The organism is Flavobacterium sp. ACAM 123 (assembly GCF_000264055.1).
Lineage (GTDB): Bacteria > Bacteroidota > Bacteroidia > Flavobacteriales > Flavobacteriaceae > Flavobacterium.
Genome location: NZ_AJXL01000088.1, coordinates 1 through 15,409, shown reverse-complemented (window position 1 = coordinate 15,409; position 15,409 = coordinate 1). Strand labels below are relative to the sequence as shown.

The 15,409-nt window shown below is 36.1% G+C and carries 7 protein-coding genes, 2 tRNA genes and 2 pseudogenes; 6 read left to right on the top strand and 5 right to left on the bottom strand.

The genetic code is table 11. The annotated features are described in order from the left end of the window. Positions 1-12: 12 nt before the first annotated feature. From A3SG_RS0114085 to mutS, 3 genes and pseudogenes are all read right to left on the bottom strand, one after another. Positions 13-98: transfer RNA gene (locus tag A3SG_RS0114085), tRNA-Leu, on the bottom strand. A gap of 11 nt (positions 99-109) precedes the next feature. Beyond that, a tRNA-Gly gene (locus A3SG_RS0114080) sits at positions 110-185 on the bottom strand. Between the two features lie 148 nt (positions 186-333). Beyond that, positions 334-2,971: pseudogene (gene mutS / locus A3SG_RS19970) on the bottom strand (DNA mismatch repair protein MutS). A 161-nt stretch (positions 2,972-3,132) separates the two neighbouring features. On the opposite strand from mutS, the gene A3SG_RS0114070 reads away from it, so the two are divergent. The 3 genes from A3SG_RS0114070 (at position 3,133) to A3SG_RS0114060 (ending at position 6,661) form a co-directional block, all read left to right on the top strand. Continuing rightward, positions 3,133-3,576: a DUF1573 domain-containing protein gene (locus A3SG_RS0114070; RefSeq protein ID WP_016990652.1), complete on the top strand. Its 444-nt coding sequence runs from the start codon at positions 3,133-3,135 to the stop codon at positions 3,574-3,576. Between the two features lie 75 nt (positions 3,577-3,651). Further along, complete coding sequence (locus tag A3SG_RS0114065; RefSeq protein ID WP_016990651.1) at positions 3,652-4,188, top strand: RNA methyltransferase; 537 nt, start codon at positions 3,652-3,654, stop codon at positions 4,186-4,188. Positions 4,189-4,219: 31 nt separating this feature from the next. Next, entirely contained in the window at positions 4,220-6,661 is a 2,442-nt protein-coding gene (locus tag A3SG_RS0114060; RefSeq protein WP_016990650.1) for a T9SS type B sorting domain-containing protein, read from the top strand. A gap of 1 nt (position 6,662) precedes the next feature. Here A3SG_RS0114060 and folK read toward each other — a convergent pair whose 3' ends face one another. Then, complete coding sequence (folK, locus tag A3SG_RS0114055; protein ID WP_016990649.1) at positions 6,663-7,799, bottom strand: 2-amino-4-hydroxy-6-hydroxymethyldihydropteridine diphosphokinase; 1,137 nt, start codon at positions 7,797-7,799, stop codon at positions 6,663-6,665. Between the two features lie 137 nt (positions 7,800-7,936). Between folK and sppA the strand changes: the two genes are divergently transcribed. Then, positions 7,937-9,697, top strand: a complete 1,761-nt coding sequence (gene sppA, locus A3SG_RS0114050; RefSeq protein ID WP_029596825.1) for a signal peptide peptidase SppA — start codon at positions 7,937-7,939, stop codon at positions 9,695-9,697. Positions 9,698-9,943: 246 nt separating this feature from the next. Continuing rightward, on the top strand, positions 9,944-12,559 hold the full coding sequence (locus tag A3SG_RS0114045; protein ID WP_016990647.1) for an AsmA-like C-terminal region-containing protein: 2,616 nt from the start codon (positions 9,944-9,946) through the stop codon (positions 12,557-12,559). 124 nt (positions 12,560-12,683) lie between these two features. On the opposite strand, the pseudogene A3SG_RS19965 reads toward A3SG_RS0114045, so the two are convergent. Further along, positions 12,684-13,480, bottom strand: a pseudogene (locus tag A3SG_RS19965) (DUF2797 domain-containing protein). Positions 13,481-13,679: 199 nt separating this feature from the next. Between A3SG_RS19965 and A3SG_RS0114035 the strand changes: the two are divergent. Beyond that, entirely contained in the window at positions 13,680-15,206 is a 1,527-nt protein-coding gene (locus A3SG_RS0114035; RefSeq protein ID WP_029596824.1) for a GH3 auxin-responsive promoter family protein, read from the top strand. Positions 15,207-15,409: the final 203 nt, after the last annotated feature.

The window sequence follows — 15,409 nt, the reverse complement described above, 5'->3', positions numbered from 1 at the left end:
GANCTTTTTTAGTACTCAGAGCGGGACTTGAACCCGCACGACCATTGCTGATCACTGGATTTTAAGTCCAGCGTGTCTACCAATTTCACCATCCGAGCATTATGTGGTGTGGAGCGAAAAACGGGATTCGAACCCGCGACCTCGACCTTGGCAAGGTCGCGCTCTACCAACTGAGCTATTTTCGCATTTTCAATTCTTAAAAGAACCGCAACACTTCATCTGTATTGCGGTGGCAAATCTAAGCCTTTTATTGAATTAAACAAGCCTTTTTTACAAAAAAAAATATTAAAAAAGCTAACCTTTTGATTCCCTCAACTTTAAATACAAACAAATTTATTTTCTAGTCAGCATTCTCTTTAATTCATTGAGTTTCATCAACGCCTCCACAGGAGTTACCGTATTTATATCTAAATTTAAAATTTCCTCTTTGATTTCTTCTAATAATGGGTCATCCAAATTAAAGAAACTCATTTGCATTTGCTCCTCCTGTTCGCCTTTAAGACTCGAGCCCTCTTTTTTCGATTTAATTCCATTCAACATATCACTAGAATGGTTCTTTTCTAATTTCTTCAATATCTTTTGTGCTTTCAAAATAACAATTTGCGGCATTCCAGCCATTTTTGCCACATGAATCCCAAAACTATGGGCACTTCCCCCTTTTACTAGTTTTCTAATAAAAAGAACCGTCTCTTTTAACTCCTTTACCGCCACGTTATAATTCTGGATTCTAGGCAATGATCCACTCATTTCATTTAACTCATGATAATGCGTCGCAAACAACGTTTTAGGAGCTGACGGATGCTCATGCAAGAACTCCGCAATAGCCCAGGCAATGGAAATTCCGTCATAGGTACTCGTTCCCCGTCCTATTTCATCCAACAAAACCAGACTCCTATCTGAAATATTATTCAAGATAGAAGCCGTTTCATTCATTTCGACCATAAAAGTAGATTCGCCCATCGAAATATTGTCGCTGGCACCTACCCTGGTGAATATTTTATCAATAATTCCCATTCTAACACTCTCTGCAGGAACAAAACTACCCATTTGAGCCAACAACACAATTAAAGCCGTTTGTCGCAAAATAGCCGACTTTCCAGACATATTGGGACCCGTGATCATAATCAGCTGCTGTGTTTCTCTATCCAGAAAAACATCATTGGCGATATAAGGCATACCAACCGCTAATTGTTTTTCAATAACGGGATGTCTTCCATTTTTGATATCCAGTTCGAATGTTTCATCTAGTTCAGGGCAAATATATTTATTCTCTGTAGCCAGTTGTGTAAAAGAACACAAACAATCCAACTGAGCCACTAAATTAGCATTGAGCTGAACCGGTTTTATATAGGTTGCAATCCAAGCAACCAATTGCTCAAACAACTCGGCTTCTATTTTATGGATTTTCTCTTCTGCACCTAGAATCTTAGTTTCATATTCCTTAAGCTCCTCGGTAATATAACGTTCTGCATTCACTAAAGTTTGTTTTCGAATCCACTCCTCAGGAACTTTATCTTTATGCAAGTTTCTGACTTCAATGTAATACCCAAAAACATTATTGAAGGAAATTTTCAAAGATGAGATGCCAGTCAATTGGGACTCTCGTTTTTCAATTCCGTCCAAGAATTCCTTCCCTGAGGTCGAAATTGCACGTAAATCATCCAATTCAGCATGAACACCTTTCGCAATAGCATTCCCTTTAGCAATTGCGACTGGCGCATCTTGATTTAAGGTAGTTTTGATTTTCTCTCGCAATAAATCGCAGCTATGCAAACTGTCTCCAATAATCTTCACTGCTTCTTGCGGACTTTCTAAAGCCAACGTTTTTATAGGGATAATGGCATCCAATGACTCTTTCAAATAAACCACTTCGCGGGGCGACACTTTTCCCGCCGCTATTTTCGAAATGAGCCGTTCTAAGTCTGAAATTTGCTTAATTTGGTGTTGAATTTTACGCAACACTTCCTGATTTTCTTGTAAGTAGGAAACAACCTGATGGCGGCTTCGTATTTTATTGCTGTCTTTTAGAGGCAGCGCCAACCAACGTTTCAATAAACGACCACCCATTGGAGAAAGCGTTTTATCGATAACATCCAGCAGCGTGACAGCATTTGGATTGTAACTGTGGTACAATTCCAGATTCCTAATCGTGAATCGATCCATCCATACATAAGCGTCTTCAGCAATACGTTGAATTGCGGTGATATGCTGTACTCTATTGTGTTGTGTTTCAGAAAGGTAATACAAAATGGCTCCTGACGCAATAATGCCTTCCTTCAAGTCTTCTATACCAAATCCCTTCAAGGAAATCGTTTGAAAATGTTTAGTCAGAATTTCAAATGCGTAATCTTCTTTATAAATCCAATCTTCCAAATAAAAACAGTGGTAATCATCCCCGAAGTTTTCCTTGAAATCATTTTTATTGTTTTTTTTGAATCAAAACCTCACTGGGATTGAAGTTTTGCAATAACTTATCTATATACTCTGCATTCCCCTGCGCTGCAAGAAACTCCCCGGTCGATACATCTAAAAAAGAAATCCCTATCGATTTATTAGCAAAAAATACAGAGGCTAAAAAATTATTTGTCTTTGACTGTAAAACCTCATCATTCATGGAAACCCCGGGAGTCACAAGTTCCGTCACCCCTCTTTTTACAATATTTTTCGTCATTTTAGGATCTTCGAGTTGGTCACAAATGGCAACACGAAGTCCTGCTTTAACTAGTTTTGGTAAATAGGTGTTTATTGAATGATGTGGAAAACCAGCTAGTGCGGTCTCTGTGGCAGAGCCTGCACCACGCTTTGTCAGGGTTATACCTAATATTTTTGAGGCCCTGACAGCATCTTCACCAAATGTTTCATAAAAATCACCTACCCTGAACAACAAACAAGCATCAGGATACTTCCTTTTGATTTCATTGTATTGCTTCATTAATGGTGTTTCCTTAACCTCCTTATCTTTAGATGCCAACTTATATTGTATTTAATTAATGTAAAATATGAAAGCGAATTTAATTATTTTATAACGAATAACTATCACTTCAAAAATTAAAACTAATTTTAAGTAAAAATTAAGTTATTGGCATGATTTTTTCTTTAGCTTTGTTAGACTAATTTTAAAAACGAAAAAAAATGAGAAAAATATTTTTACTAGCGATGCTAACTGTTCTAGGAGCAGCTACTTCTTGTGCTCAAGAAACAACAAAAAAAGTAAAAGCGACAACCGCTAAAGTTGCCAAAGTAGACGGAGCTGGAATGGCTTTTGTTTCCGAAACGATTGATTACGGTACAATTGCACACAATGCAGACGGACAACGCGAATTTGTTTTTACTAACAATGGTACTAAGCCTTTAATTATCACAAATACCCAAGGTTCATGCGGTTGTACTGTTCCTACTTCTCCAAAAGAGCCTATTGCTCCAGGAGCAAAAGGTATTATTGGTGTAAAATATGCAACTGACAGAGTTGGAGCTTTCACCAAAACAGTGACAGTAACTTCAAATGCTGATGGACAAGCTACTAAGATCCTAACTATAAAAGGTGTTGTTTTAGCTGATGGTGCTTCAAAAAGCTAAATTTTAAATACAATATAATAAAAAAGCTTCCCTAGTTCCGGAAGCTTTTTTTATTTGAACAAACCCCAAAAAAGAATGAGAAAGCTAGAAAACAGCGAATTAGAGCGAAAATCGATTGAAGATTTTAAAAAATCAGAAAAGACTCCGGTTATTATCATCTTAGATGATGTCCGCAGTTTACACAACATTGGCTCTGTATTCAGAACTGCCGATGCCTTTTTAATTGAAAAAATATATTTATGCGGTATCACGGCAACGCCTCCAAATAAAGAGATTCACAAAACAGCGCTTGGGGCAACCGAAACGGTAACTTGGGAACATAACAAAAACGTTCTTGAAGTCATCGAAAAATTAAAAAAAGAAGCGATTACGACACTAGCAGTTGAGCAAGTAGAAAGCGCCATTTTTCTTCAGGATTTCGAAGTGGAGAAAAATAAAAAATATGCCTTAATTTTTGGAAATGAAGTTCACGGTGTCTCACAAGAAGCTGTCGCATTATGTGACGGATGTATTGAGATCCCTCAATTAGGCACTAAGCATTCTTTAAATATCTCTGTAAGCGCAGGAATTGTGGTTTGGGATTTATTTCAAAAAATGAATTGGCCTAAGTAAGTATTGGCTAAAAAATCAATACTTTTAACGCATGAGTATTCCTATTTTTTCCAAAATAATTTTAGTGTCATTGATTTTTATTTCAAATACGAATTATGCATCCACTTTAATTAGTTCCTCAAAAGAAGACAAAACCTTTTCTAGTCACTCCTCTAAGAATAAGTTAGCACCGTCATTTGCGAATATAGCACCTGAAATTGTTGCGACTGGCAATCAAGTGTATTGTCCAGGAACTGCGATGAAGATAGTTACTAATGTCACAATAACGGACCCAGATAACATTGGCACCGATGCCATCTATATTCAAATATCTTCCGGTTATGTATTCGGGCAAGATCAATTAACTTTAGCCAACACTAATTTACACCCTACGGTTAAATCGGAATGGATTGTTTCAGAAGGGAAACTAACATTATCTAGCCCAACAGGTATTCAAGTAACTCATGGAGATTTTATGGCTGCCATAAAAGATGTTGAGTTCTCTAATTCATCTCCTTCACCTTCCGGAAATCGCGATTTCTCCATAAGCTTAGGTCAGGCTAACTATTTACCTTCAAATGGTCATTATTACCTGTTTATTCCAAGTATAGGTATTGCTTGGACGACAGCAAAAGCACTTGCCGAAAGCTCTCTTTATTATGGCTTACAGGGATACTTAGCGACGATAACTGCTGCAGATGAAGCCAAAATATCAGGAGAACAAGCGTCAGGAGCTGGATGGATTGGCGGAAGTGATGCAGCAACTGAAGGAGTTTGGAAGTGGGTAACAGGTCCTGAAGGTCTGGCTAATGGCGGAACAGGAACAACTTTCTGGACTGGGCTTGCTAATGGTTCCACAACACCTCCTTATAATTTCGCCTTGTGGAATACTGCCGAGCCAAATCAGTACAATGGAGCCCAAGAAGATTACGCTCACATTACCGCACCTGGTGTTGGTATTCCAGGTTCTTGGAATGACCTAACAAATACTGGAGATCCTGCCGGAAATTATCAACCAAAAGGATACATTGTTGAATACGGCGGAACTACCAACGATCCTGTTTTAAAAATAGCGGCAAGTACTACAATCACAATTCCAAAAATAACGAGTACAACCGCTAACAATCGATGTGGTTCAGGAAGTTTGACTCTTCAAGCAACCGCTTCGGACGGACTAATAAACTGGTACGCGAACGCAAGTGGTGGACCCTCTTTAGCAACAACCAATAGCTATACAACCCCAGCCTTAACAACTACAACTTCCTATTACGTTGATGCTACAAATGGAAATTGCCCAAATACCCCTCGAACAGAAGTTATTGCTACTATAAAATCATATCCAACAATTACAAGTACAACTGAAGGTTCAGTTTGCATTTCTGGAACTGCAACTTTAGAAGCAGTAGCCTCATCAGGAACAATCAACTGGTATAACGTTTCGACCGGCGGAACAGCTTTGGCTATAGGAACAACGTTCACAACTCCTAGCATCTCCACCACAACAACCTATTACGTTGACGCCATTGCAAATGGTTGTACAACTCCATCACGAACTGCCATTACCGCTACAGTTAATAATGCTCCCACGATTATAGCAACAGCTGCGGGATCTCGTTGTGGTTCTGGATCAGTAATTCTAGACGCAACTCCTTCGGCGGGAAATGTAAAATGGTATGATGTTGCCACTGGAAGCTCTCCATTATTTATTGGAAATTCATTTTCGAGCCCAAGTATCAACACCACAACCACGTATTACGCTGAACCGATTTTAAACGGGTGTATTGGCTCAAAAACCCCTGTAACAGCTACAGTATATCCGATAAATACTACGATGGAGGAAATTATTTTATGCCAAGGTCAAACAACAACATTAGATGCTTCATTGTCAAATATGCGCTATTTATGGTCTCCAGGAGGAGAAACTACTCAAACTATTGTAGTTTCGACAATAGGTAATTACAGTGTGACAATTAGTTCTCCTACGGTTGTTTCTTGTGACTCGAAAAAGAACATTAGTGTGATAGAACACCCACAACCTAATATCAATTCAATTGCTGTAAATGAAAACTCTATCGTAATACAGCTCGAAAACCCTGAAACTTATTTTGAATACTCAATTAACGGCATAGATTTCCAAGCTTTAAATCAATTCTCCTATATTCCGACTGGCCAATACACTGCTTTTGTAAGGGACAATAATGGTTGCAACATAGTAACGCAACAATTCACCATCTTTACTATTCCTAAATTTTTCACACCAAATAATGACGGTTTCAACGATTTATGGAAAATAAAGGAAATGGGCAACTACCCCAATTCAAGTGCTCAAATTTTTGATCGATATGGTAAATTAATTATAGAACTAAACGCTGCTAATTATAGTTGGGATGGAAAATATAACAGTAAAACTTTACCTGCAGATGATTATTGGTACCGTTTAAAATTAGAAAGTACCAAACCTGAAATAAAAGGACATTTCACCTTAAAAAAATAAATTACCTCGAAATTTTATTTTTAATCTGCTCTAAAACAAACAGATAGTCTTGTTGATTTTTTACGAAATCTTTGTCTGAGATATCAATAATCAAAACGTTTAAATCCGTTTGTGATTTAATATATTCCAAGTAGCCCGAGTTGATTTTGTCTAAATAATCCGCAGGGATTTTTTGTTCATAGTCTCTACCCCTTTTCTTTATATTCTGCAAAAGTCGTTCTGAATTTTGATACAGATAAATATATAAGTCCGGCTTGGGCATTTCTCTGTACACAATATCGAATAGATTGCGATACAGCCTGTATTCATCTTCAGCTAACGTTATTTTAGCAAAAATTAAGGATTTAAAAATATGATAATCCGCCACTAGAAAATCCTTGAACAAATCAAATTGTGCCAAATCATCTGATAATTGCTGATACCTGTCCGCCAGAAAAGACATTTCAAGTGGAAATGCATATCGATTTTGATCTTTATAAAACTTTGGCAAAAAGGGATTGTCTGCAAAGCGCTCTAGTACCGTTTTAGCATTAAAATCTTCGGCAATTTTAGTCGCTAAGGTTGTTTTCCCTGCTCCAATGTTTCCTTCGAATGCAACATAATTGAATTGCTCCAATACAATCTTCTGTATTGGACTTTCTAAGGTTGCCGCCACTTCACATACACTCCTATCTGACGAAACCTCCAATAGCTCTGAAATATTTTTTTTAAAAACAGGATGCTTCCAATCTAAATTTAAATCTTGGATAGGCAACAGTACAAATTTTCTTTCCTGCATCAATGGATGCGGAATTTGAAGCTTTTCAGAATCAATTATTTCTTCATCAAAACTAATCAGGTCAATATCAATAATTCGTGATTGGTATCCCTTCACTTCACTGCGAATTCGTCCTAATTTTTTTTCAATCTTTAAAGCTTGAGTCAGAATTTTATGTGCAGAACTATACGTATGTAAAACCAACGCGCAATTGTAGAAGGCCTCGCTATCAAAGCCCCACGATGGAGTTTCATAAACCTTTGAAACCTTAATTACCGTACCAATTTTTTGATGTATCAATTCGATGCAAAGCTTCACGTTTTCAAGCCGATTCCCTTGATTACTGCCTATCGATAAAATAACCTTATGTTGTGATTTCATATTGAGCACAAATTAACTAAAAGAATTTTAGATTTAGCAATATATTTGTACAAAGTGTCAATACCTAATTTCAATTTTTTCAAATGAAATCTGTAACAATTCGACACCTTTCGCTACTAATAAGTAAAAATATAATTATGAAGTTTTTAGGAAATGTATTGGCGACCATCATCGGTCTATTTATTTTTTTCATGCTGTTCTTTTTTGGAATACTACTTGTTGGTGCCGTCTTTGGCGGTGATTCAGAAACGATCGCAGTCAAAAATAATTCTGTAATCGAACTAAATCTCGAAGACATCAAATACGACTATGCGGGAAAATATGAAGATCCTTTCATTACTATTTTTGCAGATAAAAAGAGTGTAGGGCTAACTGATGTTATAAGAGCTATCGAAGATGCCAAGACGGATGATGATATTAAAGGTATATCCATCTTGAACAATCAATCTACTTTAGGAATGGCGCAAAGCAAAGCCTTGAGGGACGCATTGGAAAGTTTTAAAAAATCTGGAAAATTTGTAATGGCTTATGCCAATTCCTATTCACAAAAAGAATACTATCTTAATTCAGTTGCCAGTCCCATCTACATAAACCCTGTGGGAGATATGGATTTCAAAGGACTATCTGCTGAACTCATGTTTTTTAAGGAACTTCAAGAAAAAACAGGAGTAAAATTGGAAGTGATACGCCATGGAAAATACAAAAGTGCTGTAGAACCTTTTCTTGAAAATGAAATGAGTGACGCCAACAGAGAACAAGTTACGGCATTGTTAAATTCCGTTTGGAATTCCGTTACTGCCGATATTTCGAAAAGTAGAAACATCTCAGTTGACAAACTAAATGAAATCGCAAATGGCCTTCTTGCCCGAACTCCGGAAATGGCAAAAGAGCAAAAACTGGTCGATATTATAGCCTATGAAGATGTTTATCATGATGCAATCAGAAAAGCTTTAAAAGTAGAAAAAGAAGAAGACTACAACAAAGTTAGCATCTTTGATTATACGAAAAAAATGACTACTACTGGAGTAAGTACCGATTCAAAAAATCAAATTGCCATTATCTATGCACAAGGAGAAATTCAAAGTGGAGAAGGAGATGTCAACACTATAGGAGAAGGTTCTATGCGTCGTTCTTTACAGGAAGCAAGAAGAAACAAAGATGTTAAAGCTATTGTACTTCGTATTGACAGCCCCGGAGGAAGTGCCCTTACATCCGATTTAATTTGGAGAGAAGTGGAACTCACTAAAAAAGTAAAACCTATAGTTGTTTCCATGGGTAATTATGCCGCTTCAGGAGGATATTATATTGCTTGTAATGCCAACACCATTTTTGCTCAAAACAACACCATCACCGGTTCTATAGGTGTTTTTGGAATATTGCCTAATTTTAGTCAACTAACAAACAAAATTGGCATCCATACACAGCAGGTGAAAACACATGAGAATTCTGCTCAATATAGCCCATTTGTCCCATTGGACGATAAACTTAAAGCAGTAACACTTGAAGGTGTGGAACACATTTACAAAACGTTCGTGACCCATGTTGCCGAAGGGCGAAAAATGACTTTCGCGCAAGTGGACTCTATTGCTCAGGGAAGAGTTTGGGCAGGTTCAGAAGCTCTTAAGCTTGGTCTTGTTGATAAAATTGGAAGTCTTGATGATGCGATACATGAAGCAGCGGTTTTATCAAAAATAAAAACCTACAAAACACAAAACTATCCTGAATATAAAAAAGATTTAAATGATCTTTTTGCCGACTTACCCTTTACACAATCCAAAGAAAGCTTTATAAAAGAGGAAATAGGAGAAGAAAACTACAAAGTATTACAACAAATAAAAAAGCTAAAGTCTCAAAAAGGAGTCCGAATGGCGATGCCATTTGAAATAAATATCCATTAAAAAAATAGATTTTAAAAATCAAAATTACCATTAACTCCGTTTGATCTTCTTTTTCAAACGGAGTTTTTTATGCTTTTTTTAAATTCATATTACTGTATAAATTATTTACTATTCGATAACGAAAAAGAGGCAATTCATTATTTATGAAAACTTTAGAGCATCACTAATTCATAAAATGTTATTTTTGTAAATAAAGTACGGCAACATATTTGCTATATAATTAGAAAATAAAACATCAAAAAACATATGTTAAGTAAAATTTTAAAAATAATTGGAAGTATACTTGTTCTGCTGGCGGTAACTTTATTTGCTGTTCCTTATTTTTTCAAGGATCAAATAAAAGCTAAAATTACAGCCGCGATAAATAAAAAAGTAGATGCCAAAGTAAGTTTTGAAGATGCTGATTTGAGTCTATTTAAAAATTTTCCCAATGCTAATGTAACTTTATATCAATTGCACATTATCAATAAAGCTCCGTTTGAAGGGGATACGTTAGCATCAATCGAAGAAATAGATTTAAAAATGTCTATTAAGGAACTCTTTAAAGGAAAAGAAGAAGCCCTGGATATTCAAGGAATAACCTCAAAAAATGGTATGATAAATATCTTATTCAATAAGGACGGAATAGGGAATTATGATATTGCTATAAAAAACAAAAAGGCAAGCACCAGTAATCCACTGAAGTTAAATATTCAAAAATATGAAATTTCAAATTTCAAATTCAAGTATTATGATGAAAGCTCCAAAATAAAAATGGTAATTGACAGTATAAACCATCAAGGGACTGGCGATTTTGCAGTCTCAAAATTAGACTTGGTCACAAAGTCGACGGCAAAAGTCACCCTTGACATGGACAAGGTGAACTATATGCAAAATGTTCCCATAACCTTAGATGCGGTTTTAGGAATAGATTTGGAACAAAGCAAATACACTTTTAAAGAAAACAAGGCACTAATCAATCAATTACCATTAGAATTTGATGGTTTTATTCAGCTCGTTGAAGCTGGTCAGGAATATGATTTAAAATTCAAAACACCTACATCGTCCTTTAAAAATTTCTTAGGAATTATACCGGCAGTATATGCTGCAAATTTAGACAATGTAAAAACAACAGGTGACTTCACCGTTTCGGGATTTGCAAAAGGACTGTACTCCGATACAACGGTACCAAAATTCAACATCGATATTGCTTCAAATAATGCTTCGGTTCAATATCCGAATTTACCGAAGTCCGTTCAAAATATTACAATCGATAGTAAAATTATAAATGAAACTGGTATTTTAAACGACACCTATATCAATCTTGATAAACTTTCTTTTAAGATAGATCAAGATGTTTTTAATGCACAAGCAAATATCAGGAATATTACTGAAAATGCAGTTGTTGACGCGGCCTTAAAGGGAACAATCAATTTAGCCAATGTATCTAAAGCCTACCCCATAAAATTAAAAAAACCATTAACTGGAATTTTAAAAGCAGACGTAACTACTAAATTCGACATGCTGTCCGTGGAGAAAAGTCAATATGAGAATATCAGGAATGCTGGCACCATGAACTTATCTGGTTTTCAATATGCAGATGAAAACGGTAAGACGATGAACATAAGTAATGCCTTGATCCAGTTTAATCCAAGTCAAGTAAATTTAAAACAATTTGACGCCACAACAGGAAAGAGCGATTTAAGTATCACTGGAGTTTTGGAAAATTTTTACGGCTTTATTTTTAAGAACCAAGAATTGAAAGGAAATTTTAATCTAAATTCAAATCAGTTGGCTGTTAGCGATTTTGTGAGCACGACCGAAATCGGTAAAACAGATACTACAACAGAAGCGATGAAAATCCCTGCCTTTTTGAATGTCTCTCTCACCGCAAAAGCAAATACAGTATTGTATGACAATTTAACATTGAAAGACGTATCTGGAAAATTGATTGTCAAGGACGAGAAACTAACGATGGAAAACATTAAAACTTCAATTTTTGATGGAAACATCGGCTTGAATGGAGCCGTTTCCACAAAAGGAAAAGTGCCTACTTTTAACATGGATCTTTCACTGAAACAAGTGGATATTGCACAGTCATTTACTCAATTGGACTTTTTAAAAAAATTGGCTCCGATAGCGGGAGTCATTAACGGAAAATTGAATTCAACAATCAAACTGAATGGCAATCTTGACGCTACTGCCATGAGACCTGATTTAAAAACATTAACAGGAGATTTATTGGGTCAATTGCTTTCAACAACCCTAAATTCGACAAACTCCACTTTATTGACGGCATTAGGCTCTAACTTAAAATTCATTGATGCAAGTAAAATCAATTTAAACAATCTGAAAGCAGCTATTACTTTCAAGGACGGAATGGTAAGCGTAAAACCTTTTGACATCAATTATAAAGATATTAAAGCGACTATTGGGGGGACACATGGTTTTGATCAAAGCATGAATTACAACATCAAATTTGATGTGCCTGCCAAATATCTTGGAACGGAAGCTACTGCATTAATCGCAAGACTGACTCCGGCAGAAGCTGTTAAATTAGAAAGTATCCCAGTTAACGCTTCAGTGACTGGAAATTTCACTAATCCAAAAATATCCACTGATATTAAAACTGCAGTGACCAACTTGACCAATCAATTGGTTCAACAACAGAAAGAGCGACTATTAAATCAAGGAAACTCTGCTTTAAATGACTTTATCACGAAAAACAAAAAGCCAAGCGATACTGTGCAAGCTGCAACTCCGGCGACAAAAGAAGCTGTTAAAGCACAAGCGGAAGAACAACTTAAAACGAAAGCAACTAATTTATTGAATGGCTTGTTCAAGCAACCTAAAAAAGCAATAGACACCACAAAAGCAAATTAGTGATAGAGAAACGATTTGTCATTCTACGAAGGGGAAGTCTTTTTAACGGGGCTCCTCCTTCGTCTTAAGGACAAAAGCGCACTGGTTGTTTTTTAACTATAAATTTTTAGTAATTGCTTTTTAGCTAAACTGAAATAGTAACTACATACCCTTCAGAACTACGAACATTAAAAACGGTGCCATCCTCAAACAAAAGATACTGTCCTTTCACTCCAGTTAATTTTCCTTCAAAATTGGGTAGTTTTTTCAAGACTTAAACTTTTTACTTTTGTTGGGTATTGCAAAACTGGATAGTGCATTTCATACAAATCATTTTTATTTGAAAAGAAATACTCCTGCACTTCTGACGGAATTAAATTTTCGAGTTTCAACCTTTCGGCTAATAAGTCTACGTGTTCAATAGAATTGGTCAACATTTTTCTCCAATTCGTTTTATCGGCATAATGATTTTTTAATGCCACTTCCGTTACACCCGCTAAATAACGGTTAGGCACTTCCACTATTGATACTGCCTCGATAGCTCCTTGATCAATCCATCGCGTAGGCACTTGTGTTTTTCGAGTCACGCCTACTTTTACCTCGCTAGACAAAGCCAAATAAACAATATGAGGCTGCAGTTGCACTTTTTCCTCATATGCTAAATCTCTGTCCTGAATCCCCAGATGAGCAGTGCTCAACTCCGGTTTCATGATCCAATCCCCGACTGCCGCACTCGAATAAAAACAATCGTAACAAAATCCCTGACGGAATTATTTTTTTCTTCTTTTTGCAATTCAAACATTGGTAACCCACAAAATTAATTTCAAGGTTTTTATCCAATAATTGATTCACATTTAGAAAACTATCTTCAAAAACTAAATAGTATTGAATTGGATTCCCAAATTCAGTTTGCATTTTAGTAAGGACTCCTTCGTATCGCATAGGTTTAATTGTAGATTATATTTTTTATCTTTATTAGATCATATTTTAAAGGTCGTATATTTCATGCCCTGAAATGACATGCAACTGTTAGGATTTCCCTAATTTTTTACTATTTTTGATAATATTGTAAAGTTAGCATTTGTTATTTGATATTCAAATAACAAATCTAAAATGCAATTCTAAAACTCACACTTTAAAAATGCCGATACAATTAATAAATTCATTTGCCTCTTGGGTTCTAAAACAAAGAATCCATCAGATTGAGCTATTCTTGAAATACCCTAATGAGGTTCAGGAGGAGTTGCTTATGGATTTGATTCAATCTGCAAAAAACACGGAACTGGGCAAGGAGTATGACTATTCTTCCATACGCTCTTATACCACCTTTGCAGAAAGAGTTCCTATAAGCACTTATGAAGAATTTCAACCCGTAATCGAACGCACCCGTAATGGAGAACAAAATATATTTTGGGAAACCCCTATAAAGTGGTTTGCAAAATCAAGCGGAACGACTAATGCCAAAAGCAAATTTATCCCAGTGAGCCCTGAAGCGCTGGAAGATTGTCATTATAAAGGAAGTAAGGATTTGCTGTGTCTGTATTTGAACAATAATGAAAATTCAGAGCTCTTTACGGGCAAAAGTCTTCGCTTGGGAGGCAGCTCTCAAATCTACGAGGACAACAACTCTTTTTTTGGAGATTTGTCAGCAATTCTGATCGAGAACATGCCTATATGGGCTGAATTTAGCAGCACACCAAGCAATAGAATTTCACTTATGAGTGACTGGGAAATAAAAATTGCGGCTATTATCAATGATACTCAAAAAGAAAATGTAACCAGTTTTGCTGGCGTCCCTTCCTGGATGCTAGTTTTAATGAATAAAATGCTCGAAGAAACAGGAAAGGGAAATTTACTAGAAATTTGGCCAAACCTCGAAGTCTATTTCCACGGCGGCGTAAATTTTGAGCCTTACCGGGAACAGTACCAAAAAATACTCCCTAAAAAAGATTTTAAATATTACGAAATATACAATGCTTCCGAAGGCTTTTTTGCGATTCAGGATCTCAACAATTCCAGTGATTTATTGTTAATGCTCGATTACGGGATTTTCTATGAGTTTATCCCGATGGATACTTTTGGAGCACCGGATCAAAAGGTCGTCCGTTTAGCAGACGTTGAGCTTTATAAAAATTATGCCGTAGTCATCACAAGTAATTCCGGCTTATTGCGTTACTTGATTGGTGATACTGTTCGTTTCACCTCGTTAAGCCCCTACCGAATTCGAGTAACAGGTAGAACAAAACATCATATCAACGTATTTGGAGAAGAATTAATGGTAGAAAACACGGATTTGGCTATTGCCAAAGCCTGTAAAATGACCCAGAACGAAGTGGTAGATTACACCGTTGCCCCAGTTTTTATGATAGACAGAGAAAAAGGAGCTCATGAATGGATGATTGAATTTAAAAAGGCTCCAAAATGCATTGACACGTTCCAAAATATATTAGACAAAACCTTACAAGAGTTAAATTCTGATTATGAGGCTAAACGACATAATAACACGACCTTAAATCGGTTAATTATTAATGTAGCTCGCAAAAATTTGTTTTACGACTGGCTTAAGGAAAAAGATAAATTGGGAGGTCAACATAAAATCCCAAGATTATCAAACCAAAGAGATTATCTAGAACAATTAAAGAACATGCAGGTTAAAATAATATACTAATGAATGATGAAAAAATTATTTCTTAGTCTAGTAACTCTCCTTCTCCTCAGTTCCTGCGGACCGCATCGCATGGGATGTGGAGCACGCGGAATATGCAAGAGTCCACAACAATTAGAATCGGTGCAGCCTGAAAAGAGTATACCATTTAATCGTGTTGGATAACAAACCCACATTAAAATAGAATCAACATAAATTAAATACTA